The 25,373-nt window shown below is 71.9% G+C and carries 16 protein-coding genes and 2 pseudogenes; 11 read left to right on the top strand and 7 right to left on the bottom strand.

The genetic code is table 11. From position 1 onward, the window contains the following. The first annotated feature begins 126 nt into the window (after positions 1 to 126). Positions 127 to 1,488: a type I glutamate--ammonia ligase gene (glnA, locus tag AC07DA_RS10630; RefSeq protein ID WP_094056627.1), complete on the top strand. Its 1,362-nt coding sequence runs from the start codon at positions 127 to 129 to the stop codon at positions 1,486 to 1,488. A gap of 119 nt (positions 1,489 to 1,607) precedes the next feature. On the opposite strand, the gene AC07DA_RS10625 is transcribed toward glnA, so the two are convergent. Beyond that, positions 1,608 to 2,057 (bottom strand): VOC family protein, encoded by a 450-nt coding sequence (locus AC07DA_RS10625; protein WP_479126537.1) that lies wholly within the window; start codon positions 2,055 to 2,057, stop codon positions 1,608 to 1,610. Positions 2,058 to 2,462: 405 nt separating this feature from the next. Here AC07DA_RS10625 and AC07DA_RS10620 point away from each other — a divergent pair, with 405 nt between their 5' ends. Next, entirely contained in the window at positions 2,463 to 5,471 is a 3,009-nt protein-coding gene (locus tag AC07DA_RS10620; RefSeq protein ID WP_479126535.1) for a bifunctional [glutamine synthetase] adenylyltransferase/[glutamine synthetase]-adenylyl-L-tyrosine phosphorylase, read from the top strand. A 42-nt stretch (positions 5,472 to 5,513) separates the two neighbouring features. Here AC07DA_RS10620 and AC07DA_RS10615 read toward each other — a convergent pair. Continuing rightward, positions 5,514 to 6,008 (bottom strand): annotated as a pseudogene (locus AC07DA_RS10615) (TetR/AcrR family transcriptional regulator); the annotation flags it as partial. Position 6,009: 1 nt separating this feature from the next. Between AC07DA_RS10615 and AC07DA_RS10610 the strand changes: the two are divergent. After that, positions 6,010 to 6,403: pseudogene (locus AC07DA_RS10610) on the top strand (amidohydrolase family protein); the annotation flags it as partial. Here the strand turns inward: AC07DA_RS10610 and AC07DA_RS10605 are convergent. Together AC07DA_RS10605 and AC07DA_RS10600 are read right to left on the bottom strand one after the other, a co-directional pair. After that, the gene (locus AC07DA_RS10605; RefSeq protein WP_479126534.1) at positions 6,303 to 7,301 is read right to left on the bottom strand and encodes a phosphatase PAP2 family protein; all 999 of its coding nucleotides are present in this window, start codon (positions 7,299 to 7,301) and stop codon (positions 6,303 to 6,305) included. The pseudogene AC07DA_RS10610 and the gene AC07DA_RS10605 overlap by 101 nt on opposite strands. Positions 7,302 to 7,394: 93 nt before the next feature. Beyond that, the gene (locus tag AC07DA_RS10600; protein WP_479126532.1) at positions 7,395 to 8,429 is read right to left on the bottom strand and encodes a LacI family DNA-binding transcriptional regulator; all 1,035 of its coding nucleotides are present in this window, start codon (positions 8,427 to 8,429) and stop codon (positions 7,395 to 7,397) included. Positions 8,430 to 8,816: 387 nt separating this feature from the next. On the opposite strand from AC07DA_RS10600, the gene AC07DA_RS10595 reads away from it, so the two are divergent. The 7 genes from AC07DA_RS10595 (at position 8,817) to AC07DA_RS10565 (ending at position 21,496) form a co-directional block, all read left to right on the top strand. Then, positions 8,817 to 10,085 (top strand): extracellular solute-binding protein, encoded by a 1,269-nt coding sequence (locus tag AC07DA_RS10595; RefSeq protein WP_479126530.1) that lies wholly within the window; start codon positions 8,817 to 8,819, stop codon positions 10,083 to 10,085. A gap of 122 nt (positions 10,086 to 10,207) precedes the next feature. Next, complete coding sequence (locus AC07DA_RS10590; protein WP_479126528.1) at positions 10,208 to 11,212, top strand: carbohydrate ABC transporter permease; 1,005 nt, start codon at positions 10,208 to 10,210, stop codon at positions 11,210 to 11,212. 13 nt (positions 11,213 to 11,225) lie between these two features. Further along, positions 11,226 to 12,137 (top strand): sugar ABC transporter permease, encoded by a 912-nt coding sequence (locus AC07DA_RS10585; protein ID WP_479126526.1) that lies wholly within the window; start codon positions 11,226 to 11,228, stop codon positions 12,135 to 12,137. Between the two features lie 106 nt (positions 12,138 to 12,243). Then, the gene (locus AC07DA_RS10580) at positions 12,244 to 13,968 is read left to right on the top strand and encodes a glycoside hydrolase family 13 protein (protein ID WP_479126524.1); all 1,725 of its coding nucleotides are present in this window, start codon (positions 12,244 to 12,246) and stop codon (positions 13,966 to 13,968) included. Positions 13,969 to 14,088: 120 nt separating this feature from the next. Then, positions 14,089 to 15,462: an alpha-amylase gene (locus AC07DA_RS10575; RefSeq protein WP_479126522.1), complete on the top strand. Its 1,374-nt coding sequence runs from the start codon at positions 14,089 to 14,091 to the stop codon at positions 15,460 to 15,462. Between the two features lie 192 nt (positions 15,463 to 15,654). Then, positions 15,655 to 21,051 (top strand): pullulanase-type alpha-1,6-glucosidase, encoded by a 5,397-nt coding sequence (pulA, locus tag AC07DA_RS10570; RefSeq protein ID WP_479126520.1) that lies wholly within the window; start codon positions 15,655 to 15,657, stop codon positions 21,049 to 21,051. An 88-nt stretch (positions 21,052 to 21,139) separates the two neighbouring features. Next, entirely contained in the window at positions 21,140 to 21,496 is a 357-nt protein-coding gene (locus tag AC07DA_RS10565) for a 5-carboxymethyl-2-hydroxymuconate Delta-isomerase (RefSeq protein ID WP_479126518.1), read from the top strand. Positions 21,497 to 21,502: 6 nt separating this feature from the next. On the opposite strand, the gene AC07DA_RS10560 is transcribed toward AC07DA_RS10565, so the two are convergent. The 3 genes from AC07DA_RS10560 to AC07DA_RS10550 form a co-directional block, all read right to left on the bottom strand. Continuing rightward, on the bottom strand, positions 21,503 to 22,192 hold the full coding sequence (locus tag AC07DA_RS10560) for a TetR/AcrR family transcriptional regulator (protein WP_479126516.1): 690 nt from the start codon (positions 22,190 to 22,192) through the stop codon (positions 21,503 to 21,505). Between the two features lie 94 nt (positions 22,193 to 22,286). Then, the gene (locus AC07DA_RS10555) at positions 22,287 to 24,209 is read right to left on the bottom strand and encodes a hypothetical protein (protein ID WP_479126514.1); all 1,923 of its coding nucleotides are present in this window, start codon (positions 24,207 to 24,209) and stop codon (positions 22,287 to 22,289) included. Between the two features lie 49 nt (positions 24,210 to 24,258). Continuing rightward, the gene (locus AC07DA_RS10550) at positions 24,259 to 24,786 is read right to left on the bottom strand and encodes a tetratricopeptide repeat protein (RefSeq protein WP_479126512.1); all 528 of its coding nucleotides are present in this window, start codon (positions 24,784 to 24,786) and stop codon (positions 24,259 to 24,261) included. 146 nt (positions 24,787 to 24,932) lie between these two features. Between AC07DA_RS10550 and AC07DA_RS10545 the strand changes: the two genes are divergently transcribed. Beyond that, positions 24,933 to 25,364: a hypothetical protein gene (locus AC07DA_RS10545; protein ID WP_479126511.1), complete on the top strand. Its 432-nt coding sequence runs from the start codon at positions 24,933 to 24,935 to the stop codon at positions 25,362 to 25,364. Positions 25,365 to 25,373: the final 9 nt, after the last annotated feature.

Below are 25,373 nucleotides of genomic sequence, written 5' to 3'. Positions count from 1 at the left end.
GCCGGTCGGGCGATCATGGTCCGCAACGCGTACGAAATGGTCGTGTGGTGGGATGCTCAGGTGCCCGACCGCCTCCCGTGGTACGGAAGACAGGCGGCCTGACCAGCAAGGATGGGGAAGCGGAAGATGGACAAGCAGCAGGAGTTCGTGCTCCGGACGTTGGAGGAGCGCGACATCCGGTTCGTACGCCTGTGGTTCACGGACGTGCTGGGCTTCCTCAAGTCCGTCGCCGTGGCCCCGGCCGAACTGGAACAGGCCTTCGACGAGGGCATCGGCTTCGACGGCTCCGCGATCGAGGGCTTCGCCCGGGTCTACGAGTCCGACATGATCGCCAAGCCCGACCCGTCGACCTTCCAGATCCTGCCCTGGCGCGCGGAGGCCCCCGGCACGGCGCGCATGTTCTGTGACATCCTCATGCCGGACGGCTCCCCGTCCTTCGCCGACCCGCGCTACGTGCTCAAGCGCGCCCTGGCCCGCGCGAGCGACCTGGGCTTCACGTTCTACACGCACCCGGAGATCGAGTTCTTCCTGCTGAAGGACCGGCCGCTGGACGGCTCCCGCCCCACCCCGGCCGACAACTCCGGCTACTTCGACCACACCCCGACCAACGTCGGGATGGACTTCCGCCGCCAGGCGATCACGATGCTGGAGTCGATGGGCATCTCCGTCGAGTTCTCCCACCACGAGGGCGCCCCCGGCCAGCAGGAGATCGACCTGCGCTACGCCGACGCGCTCTCCACGGCCGACAACGTCATGACCTTCCGCCTGGTCATGAAGCAGGTGGCGCTGGAGCAGGGCGTGCACGCCACGTTCATGCCCAAGCCGTTCTCCGAGCACCCCGGCTCCGGCATGCACACCCACCTCTCCCTCTTCGAGGGCGACCGCAACGCGTTCTACGAGTCGGGCTCGGAGTACCAGCTCTCCAAGGTGGGCCGCTCCTTCATCGCGGGCCTGCTGCGGCACGCGGCGGAGGTCTCCGCGGTCACCAACCAGTGGGTCAACTCCTACAAGCGCATCTGGGGCGGCGCGGAGCGCACGGCGGGCGCGGGCGGCGAGGCGCCGTCGTACATCTGCTGGGGCCACAACAACCGCTCGGCGCTGGTCCGGGTCCCGATGTACAAGCCCGGCAAGACGGGCTCGGCCCGCGTCGAGGTCCGCTCCCTCGACTCCGGCGCGAACCCCTACCTCGCCTACGCGGTCCTGCTCGCCGCCGGTCTCAAGGGCATCGAGGAGGGCTACGAACTCCCGCCGGGCGCGGAGGACGACGTGTGGGCCCTGTCCGACGCGGAGCGCCGCGCGATGGGCATCGAGCCCCTCCCGCAGAACCTGGGCGAGGCGCTGACCCTGATGGAACGCAGCGATTTGGTCGCCGAGACCCTCGGCGAGCACGTCTTCGACTTCTTCCTGCGCAACAAGCGGCAGGAGTGGGAGGAGTACCGCAGCGAGGTGACGGCGTTCGAGCTGCGGAAGAACCTTCCGGCGCTGTAGCGCGAACCCGCTCGGCGTGGGGAAGGCCGGCCGCCGTGGGCCGTCGGCCTCGCCTCACGGTGACGCCGTCTCCGGCACCGGTTCTCGATTCCTGACCGGTCGCGTCGCGCCCCGGCCGGTCAGGACTCCCGCTGCCGCTTGTGGGTCGCCAGCAGCTCGTGCAGCGGTTCCGTCGCCCGCCTGCGGTACTCCTGCACCGCCCAGCCGTTGCCGTCCGGGTCCTGGAAGTGCATGAACGTGGCGCCGTCGTCCGGCGCGTACCGGACCGGCTCCGAGACGTCGAGGCCGCGGGCGACGAGATCGGCGTGCGCGGCCTCGATGTCGGCCACGCACAGCTGCAGGCCCTGGTAGGAGCCGGGCGCCGGGGTGGGGCCCGGGGTCATCTCCCAGAGCGAGTCGCCGAGGGCGATCGAGCAGCCGGAACCCGGCGGGGTCAGCTGGACGATCCGCATCCCGGGCATGACCTCCTGGTCGATGTCCACGTGGAAGCCGACCTTGTCCCGGTAGAAGTCCCGGGCCCGGTCGATGTCGGTCACGGGCAGCGGGATGACTTCGAGGGTGAGGTCCACGGCGTGACTCCTTCGTCGGACGGCATCAGGCATCAGGCATCGGACATCGGGCGCGGTCCCGCGCGGCACGCGAACCACCACCGCGTCCGGCTGAACGGCTCCTCCTCACCGAAGCCGAAAACCGCGCGCGGCGCCACCGAGTGGACGCCCGCGCCCCGCGCCGTGGCGGGAACGGCCTCCCCGTACCTCGGAGTGCCGGAAGCCGCCGTCCTCCTCCTCCGCCCCGCGCCCGGCCCTCGCGGCCGGGCGTCGCCGGTGACGCGCCGTGCGTTCCCGCGGGGCCGGCCCGTGCGGCCCGTCCGCCTGCCGAACTCACCGGCGCTCGCCCCGTGCCCTGCGGTTAGGCTCGAAGCCGTACGACCTTGATCCGATGCGAACGCGCGAGACGATGTGAGGGAGGCCCGGATGACGGCGGCCCCGGGGCGCAGGAGCAGTACCTTCACACGGCTGCTGCGGCACGGCTTCACCGACGCCTCCGCCGCCGAACGGCTCCTGGACAGCGTCGAGCTCGCGCCCCTGCGCGACGACCCGGTGCTGCTGGACGCGCTGGGCGCGACCGCCGACCCCGATCTCGCGCTGCTCGGCCTGGTCCGGCTGCTGGAGGCCCAGCCGAACCCCGGCGCCCGCCGGGAGCTGCTCGACACGCTGATCTCGGCCAAGCCGCTGCGCGACCGGCTCCTCGGGGTGCTCGGCGCCTCCACCGCCCTCGCCGACCACCTCACCCGGCACCCGGGCGACTGGCAGGCCCTCGTGACGTACGAGGCGCGGGACCTGCACCCGGGGGTGGCGGAGTTCGAGGCCGGTCTCGCGCAGGCCACCGACCCGGTCTCGCTGCGCGTCGCCTACCGCCGCTGCCTGCTGTCCATCGCGGCCCGCGACGTGTGCGGCACGACCGGCGTCGCCGAGTCCGCGGCCGAGCTGGCCGACCTCGCCACGGCCACCCTGCGCGCCGCCCTCGGCCTCGCCCGGGCCGCCGCGCCGGAGGACGACGCCCTGTGCCGCCTCGCGGTCGTCGCGATGGGCAAGTGCGGCGGCCACGAGCTGAACTACGTCTCCGACGTCGACGTCATCTTCGTCGGCGAGGCGGTCGAGGGGGCCGACGAGACCAAGGCGATCCGCGCCGCGACCCGGCTCGCCTCGCACATGATGCGGATCTGCTCGGAGACCACGGTCGAGGGCTCCATCTGGCCCGTCGACGCCAACCTGCGCCCGGAGGGCAGGAACGGCCCGCTGGTGCGGACCCTGGCCAGCCACCTCGCCTACTACCAGCGCTGGGCCAAGACCTGGGAGTTCCAGGCGCTGCTCAAGGCCCGCCCGGTCGCCGGCGACCCCGACCTCGGCGCGGAGTACGTCGAAGCCGTGCAGCCGCTGGTGTGGAAGGCCGCCGAGCGCGAGAACTTCGTCTCCGACGTGCAGAAGATGCGCCGCCGGGTCGTGGAGAACATCCCCGCCGCCGAGGTCGACCGCCAGCTGAAGCTGGGCCCGGGCGGTCTCAGGGACGTCGAGTTCGCCGTCCAGCTGCTCCAGCTGGTGCACGGCCGCACCGACCCCTCCCTGCGCAGCGGCACGACCCTCGACGCGCTCAAGGCCCTCGCCGCCGGCGGCTACGTCGGCCGGTCCGACGCCGCCCAGCTCGACGAGGCCTACCGCTTCCTGCGCACCCTGGAGCACCGCATCCAGCTGTTCCGGCTCCGGCGGACCCACCTCGTGCCGGAGGACGAGGCCGAGCTGCGCCGCATCGGCCGCTCCCTGGGCCTGCGCACCGACCCGGTCGCCGAGCTGCACCGCGAGTGGAAGCGGCACACCACCGTCGTACGCCGGCTGCACGAGAAGCTGTTCTACCGGCCGCTGCTCGACGCGGTCGCCCAGCTCGCCACCGGTGAGGCCCGGCTGAGCGCCGAGGCGGCCCGGGAGCGCATGGTCGCCCTCGGGTACGCCGACCCGGCCTCCGCCCTGCGCCACCTGGAGGCCCTGGCCTCCGGCGTCACCCGCAAGGCCGCCATCCAGCGCACCCTGCTGCCCGTGCTGCTCGGCTGGTTCGCCGACTCGGCCGACCCGGACGCGGGCCTGCTCAACTTCCGCAAGGTGTCCGACGCGCTCGGCAAGACGCCCTGGTACCTGCGGCTGCTGCGGGACGAGGGCGCCGCCGCGCAGAACCTCGCCCGGGTGCTGTCCGCCGGGCGCCTCGCGCCCGACCTGCTGATGCGCGCGCCCGAGGCGGTCGCGCTGCTCGGCGACGGGGACGGCGGCGGTCTCGAACCCCGCCCGCGCGCCCACCTGGAGCAGGAGATACTCGCCGCGGTGAACCGGGCCGACGGGGCCGCCCAGGCGGTCACGGCCGCGCGCGGGGTGCGCCGCCGCGAGCTGTTCCGCACCGCCGCCGCCGACATCGTCGGCTCCTACGGCACCGAGGAGCAGCCCGCCGAGGCCGACCAGGGCGCCCTGGTGGACCGGGTCGGGGCGGCCGTGTCGGACCTGACCGCCGCGACCCTGGCCGGCACGCTCCGCGCGGTCGTCCGGGAGGGCTGGGGCGACGAGCTGCCCACCCGGTTCGCGATCATCGGCATGGGCCGGTTCGGCGGCCACGAGCTGGGCTACGGCTCCGACGCGGACGTGCTGTTCGTGCACGAGCCGCGCGACGGCGTGGACGAGCGGGAGGCCTCGCAGGCGGCCAACAAGGTCGTCTCGGAGATGCGCCGCCTGCTGCAGATCCCGAGCGCCGACCCGCCGCTGCTCATCGACGCCGACCTGCGCCCGGAGGGCAAGTCCGGCCCGCTGGTGCGGACCCTGACGTCGTACGCGGCGTACTACCGCCGGTGGTCGCTGACCTGGGAGTCGCACGCCCTGCTGCGGGCCGAGCCGGTCGCCGGGGACGAGGACCTGGGCCGCCGCTTCATCGAGCTGGTCGACCCGCTGCGCTACCCGGCGGACGGGCTCGGCGACGAGGCGGTGCGCGAGATCCGGCGGCTGAAGGCCCGGATGGAGCGGGAGCGGCTGCCGCGCGGCGCCGATCCGAAGCTGCACGCCAAGCTCGGGCCGGGCGGGCTGTCGGACGTGGAGTGGACCGTGCAGCTGCTGCAGCTGCGGCACGGCGCACAGGAGCCCGGCCTGCGCACCACCCGCACCCGCGAGGCGCTGGCCGCCGCCCGTGCGGCCGGGCTCGTCACGGAGGAGGACGCCGGGACGCTCGACGAGGCCTGGGTCCTCGCGACCCGGGTCCGCAACGCGGTGATGCTGGTGCGCGGCCGGGCCGGCGACACGTTCCCCTCCGACCCGCGCGAACTGGCCGCCGTCGGCCGGTACCTGGGCCACAACCCCGGCCACGTCGGCGACATGCTCGACGCCTACCGGCGCACCGCCCGCCGGGCGCGGGGCGTGGTGGAGGAACTGTTCTACGGGGTCGCCGAGCGCTGAGCCCGCTCCCAGCCGGGCCCCACCGCGGACGGCGGCCCGAAGCCCGGCCCGCAGCTCCCGGGCGTGGCCGAGGAACGCCGTGAGCCCCACCTCGAACGCCCGGTCCGCGCGGCTCCCCGCCCGAGGCCGACAACGCCTCGGCCGGCCGCGGGGTCGGGGCGGAGGCGGACAGCTCCCACATCGTCCCGGGCGCCACGAGGCCGAGGGCCGAGCACCAGGTTCTCCAGGGCCGTCGGCAGGGACATCGCCTCGGGGGTGCGCGGCGAAAGCGGCCCGGTGGGAGCGGGCCCAGGCCTCCAGGGCCGCGTCCCAGGGGCGCAGGGCGAGGGTCGCCGGGTCGATCACCGCCGCGACCCGCTCGCGCAGCAGCTCCACGATCCCGTCCCGGCCTTCCACGTGGTGGTGCACCGAGCCGGTCTGCGCACCCGGCCGCCCGGCGACCCGCGGCACGCTGAAGTCGCCGCGCTCGTCGACGATCTCCAGTGCCGTCCTCGTGATGCGATCGCGGTCGGGGAGGGGTGTGCGCGGCCGTGTCACCGGCGAGTGGTCCCGGCGGCTGGGCGCCGGGCGGGCCGGCCGGGCCTGGCGGCTGCGGGACGTGCGGGACGCGGGCGCGATGGTGGCCCCTGGGCTCGGACTGGCCGATCGCGCCCTACGACGCCCGCGCGGTGCTGGCGACGGCCCGGGCCCCGTGGGGCGCGGTGTCGTCCCGGACCGGGCTGACCTGGCTGACCGGGCTGGGGGCGCCGGAGGGCCGCACCGGGCACGCGGCGCTCGCGGCGGGGGAGGCGGAGGCGGCCGGCCGGATCGCCCCCGGGTTCCGGTGGGACCTCACCGTGCTGGGCGTGGACCCGGGGGCGGCTCCGGCGGACGAGGTGGTCCGGGGACCCGTGCCGCTGACGGTGGCCGGGGGGCACGTGGTGCACCGGGGGGAGTCGCGCGGGCCCCGTCCCGCGCGACCGGCCGGTCCTGTCCCCAGGGGACCCGCGACCGGGATTCGGCCGGTTTCCGCCCCGGCACCACCCTCGGCAGGGCGTACGGCAGCCGGCCGTACCAGAGCCGGGCCACCGCGAACCCGAACGCCAGGCACAGCACGCCGCCCACCGCGTCCAGCCAGAAGTGGTTGGCCGTGGCGACGATCACCACCAGCGTCAGCGCCGGGTACAGCAGACCCAGCACCCGCAGCCACGGGACCGTCGCCAGCGCGAAGATCGTCAGGCCGCACCACACCGACCAGCCGATGTGCATCGACGGCATCGCGGCGTACTGGTTGGACATGTTCTTCAGGTCGCCGGACGCCATGGAACCCCAGGTCTGGTGGACCATGACGGTGTCGATGAAGCCGCCGCCGCGCATCAGCCGCGGGGGCGCCAGCGGGTACAGGTAGTAACCGACCAGGGCGACGGCGGTGGTCGCGAAGAGCACCAGGCGCGTGGCCGCGTACCGGCCGGGGTGGCGACGGTACAGCCACACCAGCACGCCCAGCGTGACCACGAAGTGCAGTGTCGCGTAGTAGTAGTTCATGCCGATGATCAGCCAAGTCACCGAGTTGACGGCGTGGTTGACCGACTGCTCGACGGCGATGCCCAGTTGGTGCTCGGTCTGCCAGATCCAGTCGGCGTTGCGCAGTGCCTCGGCCTTCTGCTCGGGCACGGCGTTGCGGACGAGCGAGTACGTCCAGTAACTGACCGCGATCAGCAGGATCTCGAACCAGAAGCGGGGCCGGCGCGGGGTGCGCAGCCGCCGCAGGAGCCCGGGCCCCGTCTCGGCCGCGGGGGGCGGGAGGGCCGCCTCCAGGCCCTCCGGCTGCGTCACGGTCGCGTCACCCATAGGCACAAAGTCTGCCAGAAAAGGACTTCCCCACCGATCATCCCGCGGCCCGGCCCCGGCCGCATGTCCTACGGCGAAATCCGGCCGCCGGTCTCAGGAGCGCGCACGGTCCCCGGGCGCCGAGGCGGTCGAACCGCGCACCACCAGTTCCGGCATGAACACGAACTCGCTGTGCGGCGCGGGCGTTCCGCCGATCTCCTCCAGCAGCGTGCGCACGGCCGCCTGGCCCATGGCCGGGACCGGCTTGCGGATGGTCGTCAGGGGCGGGTCGGTGAAGGCGATCAGCGGGGAGTCGTCGAAGCCGACCACCGAGATGTCCTTCGGCACGTCCAGGCCGTGCTGCCGGGCCGCGCGGATCGCGCCCAGCGCCATCATGTCGCTCGCGCACACCACGGCCGTGCAGTTCCGCTCGATCAGGGCGGTGGCGGCGGCCTGCCCGCCCTCCAGCGTGTAGAGGGAGTGCTGCACCAGCTGCGACTCGACCGTCTCGGCGCCCAGGCCCAACTGCTCCTGCATCGCCCGCACGAACCCCTCGATCTTGCGCTGCACCGGCACGAACCGCTTGGGTCCGAGCGCCAGCCCGATCCGCGTGTGCCCGAGGGACGCCAGGTGCGTCACGGCCAGGCTCATCGCCGCGCGGTCGTCGGGGGAGATGAACGGTGCCTGCACCTTCGGCGAGAAACCGTCGACCAGTACGTAGGGCACGCCCTGTGCGCGCAGCCGGTCGTAGCGCTGCATGTCGGCGGTGGTGTCGGCGTGCAGTCCGGAGACGTAGATGATGCCGGCGACCCCGCGGTCCACGAGCATCTCGGTCAGCTCGTCCTCGGTCGAGCCGCCCGGGGTCTGCGTGGCCAGCACCGGCGTGTAGCCCTGCCGGGTCAGCGCCTGGCCGATCACCTGGGCCAGGGCCGGGAAGATCGGGTTCTCCAGCTCCGGGGTGATCAGGCCGACCAGGCCCTCGCTGCGCTGCCGGAGCCGGACCGGGCGTTCGTAGCCCAGCACGTCGAGGGCGGCCAGCACGGACTGGCGGGTCGTGGCGGCGACGCCCGGCTTCCCGTTGAGGACGCGGCTGACGGTCGCTTCGCTCACCCCCGCCTGCAAAGCGATGTCCGCAAGCCGTGTGGTCACAGCACTGGACTGTAGCGGCCGGACTTCTGCTTGCACACCGACGGGACGCCGGGAGCGGGCCGGCGCACGGCCCGCTGCGGATTGCTTGGTCATCGCGGTCCCCTGAAGTCGTGTCGGCGTCCGCTCCGCAACGGATGATTCCCCCGGCGGAAACGGATGGCAAGTGCTTGCAGAGTCTTGCACAACTGTCCGACTCCCCGCCGAACAGCCGGAAATCAGGGCCTAGGGGCCATCGGGGAGGTCACGGCAGGATAACCATCCGCACCGCTTGCAACTTTTTGCTGCAAGGTCTTTCGCAAGTCGTTCAGCCGCGGCTAATCTCACCGACGCCCGGCCGCCAACGGCGCAGTCGGCAGCACAACGGGCTTTCACCCTCAAGGAGAACTCATGCGGCGTGGCATAGCGGCCACCGCGCTGGTGGCGTCCCTCGCCCTGGCGGCGACGGCCTGCGGCGGAAGCGACAGCGGCGACGAGGCCGGCGGCCCGGTCACCATCACCTGGTGGGACACCTCCAACGCGACCAACGAGGCGCCGACCTACAAGGCCCTGGTCAAGGAGTTCGAGGCCGCCCACAAGGACATCAAGGTCAAGTACGTCAACGTCCCCTTCGACCAGGCGCAGAACAAGTTCGACACCGCCGCCGGTTCCAAGGGCGCCCCCGACGTGCTGCGCTCCGAGGTCGGCTGGACCCCCGCCTTCGCCAAGAAGGGCTTCTTCCTGCCGCTGGACGGCACCGACGCCCTCGCCGAGCAGGACAAGTTCAAGTCCAACCTGATCAAGCAGGCCCAGTACGAGGGCAAGACCTACGGTGTCCCCTTCACCACGGACACCCTCGCCCTCGTCTACAACAAGGCCCTGTTCGAGAAGGCCGGCGTCGAGGCACCCAAGACCTGGGACGACCTGAAGAAGGCCGCCGCCACCATCAAGGACAAGACCGGCGTCGACGGCTACTGGGGCTCGACCCAGTCCTACTACGCCCACTCCTTCCTCTACGGCGAGGGCGCCGACACCGTCGACGTCGGCGCCAAGAAGATCACCGTCACCTCGCCCGAGGCCAAGAAGGCCTACGGCACCTGGCTGAGCCTGTTCAAGGGCAAGGGCCTGCACAAGGCCGACACCACCGCCGACGCCTACGCCCACATCCAGGAGGCGTTCGTCAGCGGCAAGGTCGCCTCGATCATCCAGGGCCCGTGGGAGATCACGAACTTCTACAAGGGCTCGGCCTTCAAGGACAAGGCCAACCTGGGCATCGCCACCGTCCCGGCCGGCTCCACCGGCAAGGCGGGCGCCCCGACCGGCGGCCACAACCTCTCGGTGTACGCGGGCTCGGACAAGGCCCACCAGGAGGCCTCGCTGAAGTTCGTGAAGTTCATGACCTCGGCCAAGGCCCAGGAGACCATCGCGCTGAAGAACAACACGCTGCCGACGCGCGACGACGCCTACACCGCCGAGGTCAAGGCCGACCCGGGCATCGCCGGCTACCAGGGCGTCCTCGCCGCCGCCCAGCCGCGCCCGGAGCTGCCCGAGTACAGCTCGCTGTGGACGCCGCTGGACGACGAACTGCTCGCGATCGCCGGTGGCAAGAAGTCCCTGGACGAGGGGCTGAGCAGCGCCGAGACGTCCATCGCCAAGCTGCTCCCGGACTACGGCAAGTAGGCCTTCGCGGCCGCCGGATCCCCGCAGGACATGAGGGGGGAGGGATCCGGCGGCCGGCGGCCTGTGTGCCGTACCCCCTGATCTCCAGCTGATCTCCAGTTCGCGAACGAAGGTTGTCGAACATGACAGTCGCCATCGACCGAGCGACCGGCAAGCGAAGCGGTGACCGCGGTCCCCGGTCCGGGCTGGGCCGGCGCCTCAAGCACAGCTACCAGAAGCACTGGTACGCCTACGCGATGATCGCGCCCGTGGCCGTCGTGCTCGGCGTCCTCGTGCTGTACCCCCTGGCCTACGGCTTCTACCTGACGCTGACCGACGCCACGAGCCTCAACACGGCCCGGACGATCGGCGTCAACGAGATCGAGGCCACCTACAAGTTCATCGGCTTCGACAACTACGCCGACATCCTGTGGGGGGAGACCGCCTACGAGCGCTTCTGGTCCCACTTCATCTGGACGATCGTGTGGACGGCCCTGTGCGTCGCCCTGCACTACTCCATCGGACTGGGCCTGGCGCTGCTGCTCAACCAGAAGCTGCGCGGGCGCACCTTCTACCGGCTCATCCTCATCCTGCCGTGGGCCGTGCCGACCTTCGTCATCGTCTTCGGCTGGCGCTTCATGCTCGCCGACTCCGGCATCATCAACTCCGGCCTGGAGACGCTGCACCTGCCGACCCCGGCGTGGCTGGAGGACACCTTCTGGCAGCGCTTCGCCGCGATCATGGTCAACACCTGGTGCGGTGTGCCGTTCATGATGGTCTCCCTGCTCGGCGGCCTGCAGTCCATCGACTCCTCCCTCTACGAGGCCGCCGAGATGGACGGCGCCAGCCGCTGGCAGCAGTTCCGCTACGTCACCCTGCCGGGTCTGCGGTCGGTCAGCTCCACCGTGGTGCTGCTCGGCGTGATCTGGACGTTCAACCAGTTCGCCATCATCTTCCTGCTGTTCGGCAACACCGCCCCGGACGCGCAGATCCTCGTCACCTGGGCCTACCAGCTCGGCTTCGGACAGCAGCCGCGCGACTTCGCGCAGTCGGCCGCCTACGGCATCCTGCTGCTCGGCATCCTGATCGTCTTCACCTCCTTCTACCGCCGCTGGCTGAACCGCGATGAGCAGCAGCTCGCGATCTGAGGCAGGAGTCCCCATGAGCACCACGACCGTCCAGCAGTCCGCGGGCGGGGCCCCGGTCCCCGCCGTCGCCCCCGCGCCCGCCCCCGCGCACCGCCGCGGCCGGCGCGGCGCGGCCGGGAGCCTGCTCTCCCACGGCCTGCTGATCCTCGCGAGCCTGATCGCGCTCTTCCCGATCGCCTGGCTGATCTTCCTGTCCCTCGGCCCGGACAAGGACGACTACCTGCACCCCGGTGGCATCTGGTCGAAGATGACCCTGGACAACTACAGCTTCGTGCTCCAGGAGACCGCCTTCTTCCACTGGCTGCAGAGCACGCTGATCGTGTCGCTGGGGACCACGGTCATCGGAGTGGTCATCGCCGCCACGACCGGGTACGCCGTGTCGCGCATGCGCTTCCCGGGCTACAAGAAGTTCATGTGGGTGCTGCTGTGCACGCAGATGTTCCCCATCGCCGTGCTGATCGTGCCGATGTACCAGATCCTGTCGAGCCTGCAACTCGTCGACACCTACCTCGGCCTGATCCTGGTCTACTGCTCGACCGCGGTGCCCTACTGCGCCTGGCTGCTGAAGGGCTACTTCGACACCATCCCGTTCGAGATCGACGAGGCCGGCCGCGTCGACGGACTGACGCCCTTCGGCACGTTCTTCCGGCTGATCCTGCCGCTCGCCCGGCCGGGACTGGCGGTGGCCGCCTTCTACAGCTTCATCACCGCCTTCGGTGAGGTCGCCTTCGCCACCGTGTTCATGCTGGACGACGAGAAGTACACCTTCGCCGTCGGCCTGCAGAGCTTCGTCAGCGAGCACGACGCCCAGCGCAACCTGATGGCCGCGACCGCGGTCCTCATCGCGATACCCGTCTCCGCGTTCTTCTACCTCGTGCAGAAGAACCTGGTGACCGGGCTCACCGCCGGCGGCACCAAGGGCTGACCGGCGCCCCCCCAGGCCGTCGCCGAACGGCCTTCACCAGCCGAGGCGGCCGCGGTGCCCATCCGACCCCGCTGTGCCGCGGCCGCCTCGTACCACCTCACGTCCCATGACCACACCCCAGTTACGCATCAAGGACGACATGAGCCAGCACTCAGCTGCACCTGCCCCCACCTCCCCGTCCGCCGTGGCCGTCGCCAAGCGCCGCGACTGGTGGCGGGACGCGGTGATCTACCAGGTGTACCCGCGCAGCTTCGCCGACAGCAACGGCGACGGCATGGGCGACCTGGAGGGTGTCCGCACCCGTCTTCCGTACCTGCGCGACCTCGGCGTGGACGCCGTGTGGCTCAGCCCCTTCTACGCCTCGCCGCAGGCCGACGCCGGCTACGACGTCGCCGACTACCGGGCCGTCGACCCCATGTTCGGCAACCTCCTGGACGCCGACGCGCTGATCCGCGACGCCCACCAGCTCGGTCTGCGCATCATCGTCGACCTGGTGCCCAACCACTCCTCGGACCAGCACGAGTGGTTCAGGCGGGCCGTCGCCGAGGGCCCGGGCTCGCCGCTGCGCGACCGCTACCACTTCCGGCCCGGCAAGGGCGCCGACGGTGAACTGCCGCCCAACGACTGGGAGTCCATCTTCGGCGGCCCGGCCTGGACCCGGGTCACCGAGCCCGACGGCACCCCCGGCGAGTGGTACCTGCACCTCTTCGCCCCGGAGCAGCCCGACTTCAACTGGAACCACCCGGCCGTCGGCGACGAGTTCCGCTCCATCCTGCGGTTCTGGCTCGACATGGGCGTGGACGGCTTCCGGATCGACGTCGCCCACGGCCTGGTGAAGGCGGACGGCCTGCCCGACCTCGGATCCCATGATCAGGTGAAGCTGCTGGGCAACGATGTCATGCCGTTCTTCGACCAGGATGGTGTGCACGAGATCTACCGCCAGTGGCGGCTGATCCTGGACGAGTACGCGGGCGAGCGCATCTTCGTCGCCGAGGCGTGGACGCCGACCATCGAGCGGACCGCGAACTACGTCCGTCCCGACGAGCTGCACCAGGCCTTCAACTTCCAGTACCTGAGCACCCACTGGGACGCGGCCGAGATGCGCGAGGTCATCGACCGCACCCTGGAGGCCATGCGCCCGGTCGGCGCCCCGGCCACCTGGGTGCTGTCCAACCACGACGTCACCCGGCACGCCACCCGGTTCGCCAACCCGCCCGGCCTCGGCACCCAGATCCGCCTGGCCGGCGACCGCGAACTGGGCCTGCGCCGGGCACGGGCCGCGAGCCTGCTGATGCTGGCGCTGCCCGGCTCGGCCTACATCTACCAGGGCGAGGAGCTCGGCCTGCCCGACGTCGTCGACCTGCCGGACGAGGTGCGCCAGGACCCGGCGTACTTCCGGGGCGCGGGCCAGGACGGCTTCCGCGACGGCTGCCGGGTGCCGATCCCGTGGACCCGTGACGGCTCCTCGTACGGCTTCGGCGACGGGGGCAGCTGGCTGCCGCAGCCGGACGGCTGGGGTGAGCTGAGCGTCGAGGCGCAGACCGGCGTGCCCGGCTCGACCCTGGAGCTGTACCGGGCCGCGCTCGCCGTGCGCCGGGAGCAGCCCGACCTCGGTGCGGGCACGTCCGTGGAGTGGCTGCGCGCACCGGAGGGCGTCCTCGCCTTCCGGCGCGGGGAGTTCGTGTGCGTCGCGAACACCACGGGCGAGTCGGTGGCGATGCCGGCGTACGGGCGGGTGCTGGTCGCGAGCGGCGAGATCGTGCAGGTCGACGACGAGGCGAAGGTGCCCGCCGACACCACGGTGTGGTGGACCACCGCGCACACCGCCTGATTTTTCGTTTCGATTTCGTACGGCCCGCTGCCCTTTCGGGCGGCGGGCCCTTACCATCTGCGTCACCGCAAGGTTTCTGAACCTTGCAGCAAGAGCCTTCAACGGAGAAGGAAACCCCACATGGCACGCAGACACCTCTCCGCCGCCGTCGCGCTCGCCGCGGCTGCGGTTGTCATGCACCCGACCAGCGCCCAGGCCTCCCCACCGGGCACCAAGGACGTCACCGCCGTCCTGTTCGAGTGGAAGTTCGCCTCCGTGGCCCGCGAATGCACCACCACCCTCGGCCCCGCGGGCTACGGCTACGTGCAGGTCTCCCCGCCCGCCGAGCACATACAGGGCCCGCAGTGGTGGACCTCGTACCAGCCGGTCAGCTACAGGATCGCCGGCCGGCTCGGTGACCGCGCGGCCTTCCAGAACATGGTGAACACCTGCCACGCGGCCGGTGTGAAGGTCGTCGTCGACACCGTCATCAACCACATGGCGGCGGGCAACGGCACCGGCACCGGCGGCTCGTCGTACACCAAGTACAACTACCCCGGCCTGTACTCCTCGTACGACTTCGACAACTGCACCGCGCAGATCACCAACTACCAGGACCGCGGCAACGTCCAGAACTGCGAACTGGTCGGCCTCGCCGACCTCGACACCGGCGAGGACTACGTCCGCAGGACCATCGCCGGGTACATGAACGACCTGCTCTCCCTCGGCGTGGACGGCTTCCGCGTGGACGCGGCCAAGCACATGCCGGCCGCCGACCTCGCGAACATCAAGTCCCGGCTGAGCAACCCGTCGGTGTACTGGAAGCAGGAGGTCATCTACGGCGCCGGTGAGGCGGTCCAGCCCACCGAGTACACGGGCAACGGCGACGTCCAGGAGTTCCGCTACGCCTACGACCTCAAGCGGGTCTTCACCCACGAGAACCTCGCCTACCTGAAGAACTACGGCGAGGGCTGGGGTTACATGAACAGCGGCGTCTCGGGTGTCTTCGTCGACAACCACGACACCGAGCGCAACGGCTCGACCCTCAGCTACAAGGACGGCGCCGACTACACCCTGGCCAACGTCTTCATGCTGGCCTGGCCCTACGGCGCCCCCGACATCAACTCCGGCTACGAGTTCACCGACCACGACGCCGGACCGCCCAACGGGGGCCAGGTCAACGCCTGCTGGCAGGACGGCTGGAAGTGCCAGCACAACTGGCCCGAGATCAAGTCCATGGTCGCCTTCCGCAACGCCACGCGCGGCCAGGCCGTCACCAACTGGTGGGACAACGGCGGCGACGCCATCGCCTTCGGCCGGGGCGGCAAGGGCTTCGTGGCCATCAACCACGAGCCGGGCTCCCTGACCCGGACCTACCAGACCTCGCTGCCCGCGGGCACGTACTGCAACGTGCAGAACAACACGCCGGTGACGGTCAATTCGGCCGGGCAGTTCACGGCCACCCTCGGCTCGAACACGGCTCTGGCCCTCTACGCGGGCAAGTCCGGCTGTTAGTCACGCACACCGGGCGCGATGCCCACGGCCCCGCCGCCACGTCGCGTGGCGGCCGGGGCCGCCGCGCCGGACCGACTCCGGTGGTTGAAAGTTCTTTCCCATGGTTTCAAGCCTCTTGCTGTAAGGGTTTCGGCGGCGATACGGTCGCGCGGGGTCGGACCCGAGAGAGCCGCAATCGCAAGGAGCCCATCTGTGATACCGAGATGGCCGGTGCCGTCCAGGCGCCGAACCGCCCGTGCCGGACGGGTCGCCGCGGTCACCGCCGCCGCGCTGGCCGCCACACTCGTCCAGCCGCTCGCCGCCGGGGCGGCCACCCCGCCGGCGCCGCCGTCCGACGCCGCGCTGGCCGCCCAGCCGGCCCGGCACGACGCCACCCGTGAGCAGTTCTACTTCGTCCTGCCCGACCGCTTCGCCAACGGCGACCCGCGCAACGACAAGGGCGGCCTGACCGGTTCACGCCTGTCGACCGGCTACGACCCGACCGACAAGGGCTTCTACCAGGGCGGCGACCTCAAGGGCCTGACCGAGAAGCTCGACTACATCAAGGGCCTGGGCACCACCGCCCTGTGGATGGCCCCGATCTTCAAGAACCAGCCCGTGCAGGGCACCGGCGCGAACGCGTCGGCCGGCTACCACGGCTACTGGATCACCGACTTCACCCAGGTCGACCCGCACTTCGGCACCAACGAGGACCTCGAGAACCTCATCGACAAGGCCCACGACAAGGGCATGAAGGTCTTCTTCGACGTCATCACCAACCACACCGCCGACGTCGTCGACTACGAGGAGAAGTCCTACGACTACCTCTCCAAGGGCGCCTTCCCGTACCTGACGAAGGACGGCGTGCCCTTCGACGACGCCGACTACGCCGACGGGCGGCGCGGCTTCCCCGGGGTCGACCGGGACTCCTTCCCGCGCACCCCGGTGGTCACGAAGAAGAACAAGGTGCCGTCGTGGCTCAACGACCCGACGATGTACCACAACCGCGGCGACTCCACCTTCGCCGGTGAGAGCTCCACCCACGGCGACTTCTCCGGCCTCGACGACCTGTGGACCGAGCGGCCCGAGGTCGTCGACGGCATGGAGCGGATCTACCAGCGCTGGGTGCGGGACTTCGACATCGACGGCTTCCGGATCGACACCGTGAAGCACGTCAACATGGAGTTCTGGACGCAGTGGGCCACCGCCCTCGACGCCTACGCCGCCAAGCGCGGCCGGGACGACTTCTTCATGTTCGGCGAGGTCTACTCGGCCGACACCGACGTCACCGCCCCGTACGTCACCCAGGGCCGGCTCGACGCCACCCTCGACTTCCCCTTCCAGGAGGCGGCCCGCCAGTACGTCTCCCAGGGCGGCAGCGCGCGCAGGCTCGCCGGTGTCTTCGGCGACGACTACAAGTACACGACCGGCAAGGCCAACGCCTACGGGCAGGTCACCTTCCTCGGCAACCACGACATGGGCCGCATCGGGTCGTTCCTGAAGCAGGACAACCCCAAGGCCACCGACGCCGAGATCCTCGCCAAGGACAGGCTCGCCAACGAGCTGATGTTCCTCAGCCGCGGCAACCCGGTCGTCTACTACGGCGACGAGCAGGGCTTCGCCGGACCGGGCGGCGACAAGGACGCCCGGCAGACCATGTTCGCCTCGCGCACCGCCGACTACCTCGACGACGACCGCATCGGCACCGACGCCACGCACGCCGAGGACTCCTACGACACCAAGGCGCCCCTCTACCGGCAGATCAGCGCCCTCGCCAAGCTCCGCAAGACCCACCCGGCGCTGACCGACGGCGTCCAGCAGGAGCGGTACGCGGCCGACGGCCCGGGCGTCTACGCCTTCTCCCGCACGGACCCGAAGACCCGCACCGAGTACGTCGTCGCCTTCAACAACGCCGGCGAGAAGAAGAGCGCGACCTTCCCGACCGGCTCGGCCGGCATGACCTTCCAGGGCGTCCACGGCACCGACGCGCGCCTGAAGAGCGACGGCGACCGCGAGCTCACCGTCACCGTCCCGGCCCGCTCGGCGATCGTCCTGAAGGCGGCCGGCAAGCTCGCCGGGCCCGCCACCGCACCCGCGCTCACCCTCAAGGCCCCGGCGGCCGGCGCCACCGGCACCGTCGAGGTCACCGCCGACGTCGACGGCGGGCAGCTGAACCGGGTCGTGTTCGCCGCGCAGACCGGCAACGGCAAGTGGCGGGTCCTCGGCTCCGCCGACCACGCCCCCTACAAGGTGACCCACACCGTCGGCAAGGACGTGGCACCGGGTACGGCCCTGCGCTACAAGGCCGTCGTGGTCGACTCGGCCGGCCGCACGGCGAGCGCCCTGGCCGCCTCCACCACCGGCACCCCGCCCGCCCCCGAGCCGCCCACGGCCTCCTCCCGCGACTACGCGATCGTCCACTACAAGCGCGCGGACGGCGACTACGCCGACTGGGGCCTGTACGCCTGGGGCGACCTCGCCGAGGGCGAGGCCACCGAGTGGCCCGAGAGCCACCCCTTCACCGGCCGGGACGCCTACGGCGCCTTCGCCTGGGTCAAGCTCAAGCCCGGTGCCTCGAACGTCGGCTTCCTCGTCATCGACAAGGACGGCAACAAGGACGTCTCCACCGACCGCACGATCGACGTCACCAGGACCGGTGAGATCTGGATCGAGCAGGGCAAGGACACCGTCACCACCGAACGGCCCGACCTCCCGGCTCCCGACAAGGGCAAGGCCGTCCTGCACTACCACCGGGCCGACGGCGCCTACGACGGCTGGGGACTGCACGTCTGGACCGGCGCCGCGCACCCCACCGACTGGTCCAACCCCCTGAAGCCGGTGAAGACTGACTCCTATGGCGCAGTCTTCGAGGTGCCGCTCACCGAGGGTGCCACCAGTCTCAGCTACATCCTCCACAAGGGCGACGAGAAGGACCTGCCCACCGACCAGTCGCTCGACCTCAAGGCGAACGGCCACGAGGTGTGGCTGGTGAGCGGCCAGGAGAAGTACCTGCTCCCGCAGCCCGCGGGCAGTGCCGCCGCCCTCGACCTGACCACCTCCAAGGCGGTCTGGATCGACCGGAACACCCTCGCCTGGAACGGCTTTGAGGCCGCCGCCTCCACCCAGCTGCTGTACTCCCGCGACGGCTCGGTCAAGGCCGAGGACGGCACGCTGACCGGCGACGCGAAGTGGCTGCGCCTGTCGGAGGGCGAGCTGACCGGCGCCCAGAAGGCGAAGTTCCCGCACCTGAAGGAGTACGACGCCTGGACCGTCGACCCCCGTGACCGCGACCGGGTCCGCGAGGCCCTGCGCGGCCAGGTCGTCGCCACCCAGCGAGCTGCCAACGGGGCCGTGCTCGCGGCCACCGGCGTCCAGATCGCCGGCGTCCTCGACGACCTGTACCCCGGCGCCACCGAGGCCGACCTGGGACCCACTTTTGCCAAGGGCCGCCCCACCCTGTCCGTGTGGGCGCCGACCGCGCAGTCCGTGGCCCTGGAGATCGGCGCCGGGACCGTGCCGATGAAGCGCGACTCCGCCACCGGCGTCTGGTCCGTCACCGGCCCGGCGTCCTGGAAGGGCAAGCCCTACCGCTACGTCGTGAAGGTCTGGGCGCCCGGCGTCCGCGAGGTCGTCACCAACAAGGTCACCGACCCCTACGCCCTGGCCCTCACCGCCGACTCCGAGCGCAGCCTGGTCGTCGACCTGGACGACAAGGCGCTGAAGCCGTCCGGCTGGTCGTCGTACACCAAGCCCGAGGCCGTGCCGCTGCGGGACGCCCAGATCCAGGAACTGCACGTCCGGGACTTCTCCGTCGAGGACCGCACGGCGAAGCACCCCGGCACCTACCTCGCCTTCACCGACAAGGCCGGCGACGGCAGCAAGCACCTGCGCGAGCTGGCGAAGGCCGGCACCTCGTACGTGCACCTGCTGCCGGTCTTCGACATCGCCACCATCCCCGAGCGCAAGGCGGACCAGGCGCGGCCCGACTGCGACCTGGCCTCCCACCCGGCGGACTCCGAGAAGCAGCAGGAGTGCGTCGGCAGGACCGCCGCCAAGGACGCCTACAACTGGGGCTACGACCCGTTCCACTACACGGTCCCCGAGGGCTCCTACGCCACCGACCCGGACGGCACCGCCCGCACGGTCGAGTTCCGCAAGATGGTCAAGGCCCTGAACGACGACGGGCTGCGGGTCGTCATGGACGTCGTCTACAACCACACCGCCGCCGCGGGGCAGGAGAAGACGAGCGTCCTGGACCGGATCGTGCCCGGCTACTACCAGCGCCTGCTCGCCGACGGCTCGGTCGCCAACAGCACCTGCTGCGCCAACACCGCCACCGAGAACGCCATGATGGGCAAGCTCGTCGTCGACTCGGTCGTCACCTGGGCCAGGCAGTACAAGGTCGACGGCTTCCGCTTCGACCTCATGGGCCACCACCCGAAGGCCAACATCCTGGCCGTGCGCGAGGCCCTGGACGAGCTGACCCTCGCGAAGGACGGTGTCGACGGCAAGAAGATCATCCTCTACGGCGAGGGCTGGAACTTCGGCGAGGTCGCCGACGACGCCCGGTTCGTCCAGGCCACGCAGAAGAACATGGCCGGCACCGGCATCGCCACCTTCTCCGACCGGGCCCGTGACGCCGTGCGCGGCGGCGGCCCCTTCGACGAGGACCCCGGCGTCCAGGGCTTCGCGTCCGGCCTGTACACCGAGCCCAACTCCTCGAAGAGCAACGGCACCCCGGCCGAGCAGAAGGCCCGGCTGCTGCACTACCAGGACCTCATCAAGGTCGGGCTCTCCGGCAACCTGAGCGCCTACACCTTCACCGACACCAGCGGCAAGCAGGTCAAGGGCTCCGAGGTCGACTACAACGGCGCCCCCGCCGGTTACGCCGACGCACCCGGCGACGCCCTCGCCTACGCCGACGCGCACGACAACGAGACCCTCTTCGACGCGCTCGCCTTCAAGCTGCCCGCCACGGTGAGCGCCTCCGACCGGGCCCGCATGCAGGTCCTGGCCATGGCGACGGCCACCCTCTCGCAGGGCCCGGCCCTCTCCCAGGCGGGCACCGACCTGCTGCGCTCGAAGTCCCTGGACCGCAACTCCTACGACAGCGGCGACTGGTTCAACGCGATCCACTGGGACTGCCGGGACGGCAACGGCTTCGGCCGCGGACTGCCCATGGCGGCCGACAACGAGGACAAGTGGCCGTACGCCAAGCCGCTGCTGAGCACGGTGAAGGTGGGCTGCGAGCAGATCCAGGGCGCCTCGGCGGCCTACCGCGACCTGATGCGGATCCGCGCCGCGGAAGCGGACTTCTCCCTCGGCACGGCCGAGCGGGTGCAGTCCCGGCTGTCCTTCCCGCTGTCCGGCACGGACGAGACGCCCGGCGTGATCACCATGCGCCTCGGTGACCTCGTCGTCGTCTTCAACGCCACGCCGCAGCGGCAGGAGCAGCGCGTGTCCGCCCTGGCCGGGACCGGCTACCGGCTGCACCCGGTGCAGGCGGCGGGCGCCGACGCCACCGTGAAGTCCTCCGCCTACGCGAAGGGGTCCGGGACGTTCGCCGTTCCGGGACGGACGGTCGCGGTCTTCCAGCGCACCGCCGGGTGACGTACCCGGTGCGGCGGGGCGGGCCGCGACCGGCGGCCCGCCCCGCCCGCCGTTAGGGTGAGCCCACCGACCCCGAACAGGAGTGCTGATGCCGCAGATCACCGTCGACTATTCCGCCGGCCTCGCGGACGGTTTCGACCGGCCCGGTTTCGCGAGGGCGCTGCACGCGGCCACGGCCGGCATCGCGGCCGCCAAGCCGCCGGCCTGCAAGACCCGGTTCCGCCGGACCGAGGACATCGTGGTCGGCCCCGAGACCGAGGGCCACGCCCACGTGCACGTCCACATCGCGCTGCTCGCCGGCCGCACCGAGGAGACCAAGGCCCGGCTCACCGAGGCCGCGCTGGAGTTGCTGCGCACGCACCTGAAGCCCACCGAGGGCGTCACGCTGCACGCCTCCGCCGAGGTCCGCGACCTGGACCCGTCGTACGCCAAGTTCGAGGGCTGAGCCCGCTCAGCCCGCCAGGGCGATCAGCCGGCCGGCCAGGTGCGCGAACGGGCCGTCGGCCGGCTCGTCCTTGACGATGCCGCGCAGCAGGGCCGCCATCTCCTCGTCGTACGCGGCGCTGACGGCGGCGAGCGCGGCGAAGTCGTTGACGAGCTGCGCTTCCAGCTCCTCGCGCGGGATGCGCCGGCCGTCCAGCCAGATCAGCGCCGTCGACTCGGCGAGCGAGATCCAGGACCGCACGACCAGTTCGAGCCGTGGGGGCGGATCGGTCACGTCCAGGTGCGAAAGGATCTGGACATACGCGGCCTGCCGCACGGAGTCGACGAGCGCGTTGGTCCGGGAGGACCCGACCGCCGGTCCGCCGCGCATCAGGGCGGAGAAACCGGGCCCGTGCTCGTCCACGAAGTCGAAGTAGCGGCGCATCACCCGCAGCAGCCGGGCTCCCAGCGGACCCTCGTGCGGCTCCACGAACCGGGCCGCGAGATCGTCCGAGGCCCGCTGCAAAGCGGCCTCGTACAGGCTGAGTTTGCCGGGGAAGTAGTGGTAGACCAACGGGCGTGAGATGCCCGCGGCCGACGCTATCTCGTCGATCGAGACCTCGTCGGGCGAGCGGCGGCTGAACAGTTCGAGGGCGACGCCGATCAACTGCTGCCGCCGCTCCTCGACTCCCATTCTGCGGCGTACCCCGGTAGTCATACGAACACCTTACCGATCGATTCCGGCCGCGAACGGTCCGGAGTGATCGCCGAGGTGCGCGCGGGGCGCCCGCGCCGCCGTGGAGACCGACGGGTCAGCGCAGCCCGCCGACCGAACGCCCGTCCTTCAGCCTGCCCTTCAGCTCGGCCTGCGCGCCCTGCTCGGCCGGGACCGTGAGCAGGCTGCCCTGCGCCGACCCGTCGACCCCGCCCGTCGTCCGGATCGAGGCGGTCCCCCGGTCGCCGGCGGCCAGCAGGTACCAGTCGCCCGCCTTCGACTTCCACAACACCCCGGCCAGCACGTGCGGATCCCGCCCCCCGCACGCCGGGACGTTCTCCGCCTTCGCCGCCACCGCGCCGTACGCCCCGCCCGGGGTGTGGAACTGCGCCAGCACCCGCGCCCCGCCGCCCCGCCAGGTCTCCGCCCGGGTGCACACCCACGCCGCCGAGCCGCTCGCGTCGGGCAGCGGCTGCTCGTTGAACGCCCAGGCGTTGACGGTGCGCACGCCTGCCGAGCGGACCGTGCCCAGCGAGCAGGCGAACGGCTGCCAGGTGTGCAGCGCCGCGGCGCCGGACGCCTCGCCCGGGCGGCCGGGCCGACCGCTGGTGAGCCGGGCCGGGACCAGTTCGCCGAGGTCGGTCAGCAGCCGGGTCCTGCTGCCGTCGGTCAGCTGCAGCACGTTCCACGAGGTGCACGGGCCGGACCGCAGGGCCGGGCTGGCCAGCGGCGCGGTCACCCCGCCGGTGAGCGCCAGGTCCATCGCGCCCGAGCCCGGCTTCAGCAGGTCCCGCTCGGCCGCCTTCTCCACCCAGGGGGCGGTCAGGTAGCGGACGTTGCCGTCGGCCCGGCCCAGCACCACCGCGCCCGCCTCGGCCCGCGAGGCCCCGTCGACCCGGGCGAAGTCGAGCGCGGCACCCTGCGTGCCGTCCTTCGGCTCGGCGTACCGGGCGATGCGCAGACCGTCGTAGAGGATCACCACGCGCGCGGCGTCGACCGTCCCGGCGTACAGCAGCTGGGGCGGCCCGGCCGGGCCGCCGGACGGGGTGCCGGGCGTCGCCGACACCTGGACCGTCCCACCGGGCCGCGCCCACACCGCGAGGGCCCGGCGCAGCAGGGCGTCGTCGCCGGTGAGCTCGCCCCGGGCCGGCCAGACGGAGAAGTCGGTGCGCGCCGAGATCCGCCACGCGTCTTGGGGGACCCGGGTCAGTTTCGCCGGGTCGAGGGCGGCCTGGGCGGCGGGGTTGCGCGCGTACGGCGGTGCGGCGGCGCCGTCGGGGCCCCAGCCCTCGCCGGGGCGTCCGAGCAGGGCCCCGCACACCAGCAGGGCCGCCCCGGCGACCAGCGCGGCCCGCAGGTGCTGGCGGCGCCGCATCAGGTCGGTGGGCCGGGCCTGCAGCGAGCAGGGGTCGAACTCGGGGGAGTCGAGCAGGGCGAACTGCTCGGGGACGCCGCCGGCCTCCAGCAGCGCACCCTCCGGGTCGGTGACGCCCGCGGCCGCGAGGACCGCGCGCGCGTCGTCGTCCGCCAGCCGTTCCAGGCCGCGCAGCGCGTACGCGGCCCGGGCCGGGCCCGACAGCGTGGACAGCCGCTGGTCCAGGGCGAGTTCGTCCGCCCCGCCGGAGCGCGGGAACAGCTTCAGGCCCCACACCTGCGGCAGCAGCGGCGGCAGCTGGGACCGCTTGGGCCACGCCCTGAGTCGCAGCGGCAGCCCGGCCTCCAGCGCCGTGCGCAGCACCTGCAGCCGGACCAGGGCGTAGCCCGGATCGCCGTCCCGGCCGGTGGACTGGGCCGGGATCACGGGTGCCGGGGTGCGGTTGCGCGGCAGCGCGCGCTGGGTGAGGGCGTGCGCGGTCAGGACGCGCCGGCTGCGGCCCAGGCCGGGCGGCAGCACCAGGTAGGCCAGCCGGACGAGCCGCGGGTAGTGCTCGACGAGGGCGGCCTCGGCCTGCTCGACGTCGACGACCGGGCCGGCGGGGGAGGGGGGTGCGGGGCGCTGGGCGACATCCTGTGACTGCACGTTCAGCAGAACGAGCGAATCGGTGGATGGTCACCTGACCCCCGCGCGGTCAGGCCCCCGGCCGCTGCGCGGGCTCGACCAGCAGCCGGGCGTAGTTCGCCATCGACCGCTGGTAGCGGGGCAGGTGCGGGGCGAGGGCGCCCAGGGCCAGCGACAGGCCCTCGCGGTCGCGGCCGAGGCTGGACAGGCACAGGGCGAGCGTGGCGCGCACGGCGTCGTCCAGCTCGTCGGAGGCGGCGTCGAGTTCGGCTTCGAGCAGCTCGACGCCCTCCTCGGCCCGCCCGATGTTCCGCAGCGAGCTGGCCAGCTGGATCTTCGTCCGCCGGGCCTTGTGGGGACTGACATCGGCCAGCCCCCGGGCCAGCGCCTCCCGGTACAGCGGGACCGCCCGGTCCGAGTGGCCGGTCGAGTCCCAGGCGCAGGCCTGCTCGAACGGCCCGAGCGGGCTGTCCCCGGGCAGCTCGGCGACGAGGGCGCCGACGTCGGCGCGGAAGCGGGCCTCGTCCTCCTCGGTCTCCGCGTAGTCGTCGAAACGCTCCCACAGGGCGGCCACGCGGTCTTCCCAGTCCTGGTTCACGGCCCCACCCTCGCACGGCGGTGCCCGCGGGGACAGCGGAATTTGAGCAGTCCGGGCCCCGCGGCCGTATCGAAGGGGAGAGCCTCGTGCCAGGGCTCCGTGCGGCATGCGTCCGGACCGTGCCGTGACAAGGACCGGAGGAACAGATGAGGGTGACCCGACCGATGCTCGCGCTGAGCGGCGCGGTGGCGATACTGGCGCTGGCCGGCTGCGGATCCGGCGGCGAGCACGAGGCGGCCGTGCCGGAGGCGGTGACCGGCAGCCTGGAGCACATCGCGGCCGAGGCCAAGTGCAAGCCGAACATGCAGACCGACGCCGACACCATCCGTCAGGCCATCTGCAAGAAGGGCGGGGAGAAGTACGTCCTCGCCACCTTCGCCACCGACCGCGGCCAGCGCGAGTGGCTCAACAGCGCCAAGGACTACGGCGGTTACTACCTCGTCGGCCGCAAGTGGGTCGCCGTCGGACAGGAGAGGACCGTGCTGGCGCTGCAGGGCACGCTCGGCGGGACCATGGAGGAAGGCTCCGAGCACATGAACCCCGGCGGCAGCCACAACAGCGGCAGCCACCACGGCTGACCCCGCGGC

It is taken from the genome of Streptomyces sp. NPDC044921 (assembly GCF_056432865.1).
Note: the sequence above shows the minus strand (reverse complement) of the source record. Positions and strands in the feature narration are given on the sequence as shown.

What these genes read in the sequence shown, in the direction of transcription:
- glnA (WP_094056627.1), top strand. Translation starts at nt 127, where the DNA reads ATGGACAAGCAGCAGGAGTTCGTGCTCCGGACGTTGGAGGAGCGCGAC.
- AC07DA_RS10620 (WP_479126535.1), top strand. Translation starts at nt 2,463, where the DNA reads ATGACGGCGGCCCCGGGGCGCAGGAGCAGTACCTTCACACGGCTGCTG.
- AC07DA_RS10605 (WP_479126534.1), bottom strand. Translation starts at nt 7,301, where the DNA reads ATGGGTGACGCGACCGTGACGCAGCCGGAGGGCCTGGAGGCGGCCCTC.
- AC07DA_RS10595 (WP_479126530.1), top strand. Translation starts at nt 8,817, where the DNA reads ATGCGGCGTGGCATAGCGGCCACCGCGCTGGTGGCGTCCCTCGCCCTG.
- AC07DA_RS10590 (WP_479126528.1), top strand. Translation starts at nt 10,208, where the DNA reads ATGACAGTCGCCATCGACCGAGCGACCGGCAAGCGAAGCGGTGACCGC.
- AC07DA_RS10585 (WP_479126526.1), top strand. Translation starts at nt 11,226, where the DNA reads ATGAGCACCACGACCGTCCAGCAGTCCGCGGGCGGGGCCCCGGTCCCC.
- AC07DA_RS10580 (WP_479126524.1), top strand. Translation starts at nt 12,244, where the DNA reads ATGACCACACCCCAGTTACGCATCAAGGACGACATGAGCCAGCACTCA.
- AC07DA_RS10575 (WP_479126522.1), top strand. Translation starts at nt 14,089, where the DNA reads ATGGCACGCAGACACCTCTCCGCCGCCGTCGCGCTCGCCGCGGCTGCG.
- AC07DA_RS10565 (WP_479126518.1), top strand. Translation starts at nt 21,140, where the DNA reads ATGCCGCAGATCACCGTCGACTATTCCGCCGGCCTCGCGGACGGTTTC.
- AC07DA_RS10560 (WP_479126516.1), bottom strand. Translation starts at nt 22,192, where the DNA reads ATGACTACCGGGGTACGCCGCAGAATGGGAGTCGAGGAGCGGCGGCAG.
- AC07DA_RS10545 (WP_479126511.1), top strand. Translation starts at nt 24,933, where the DNA reads ATGAGGGTGACCCGACCGATGCTCGCGCTGAGCGGCGCGGTGGCGATA.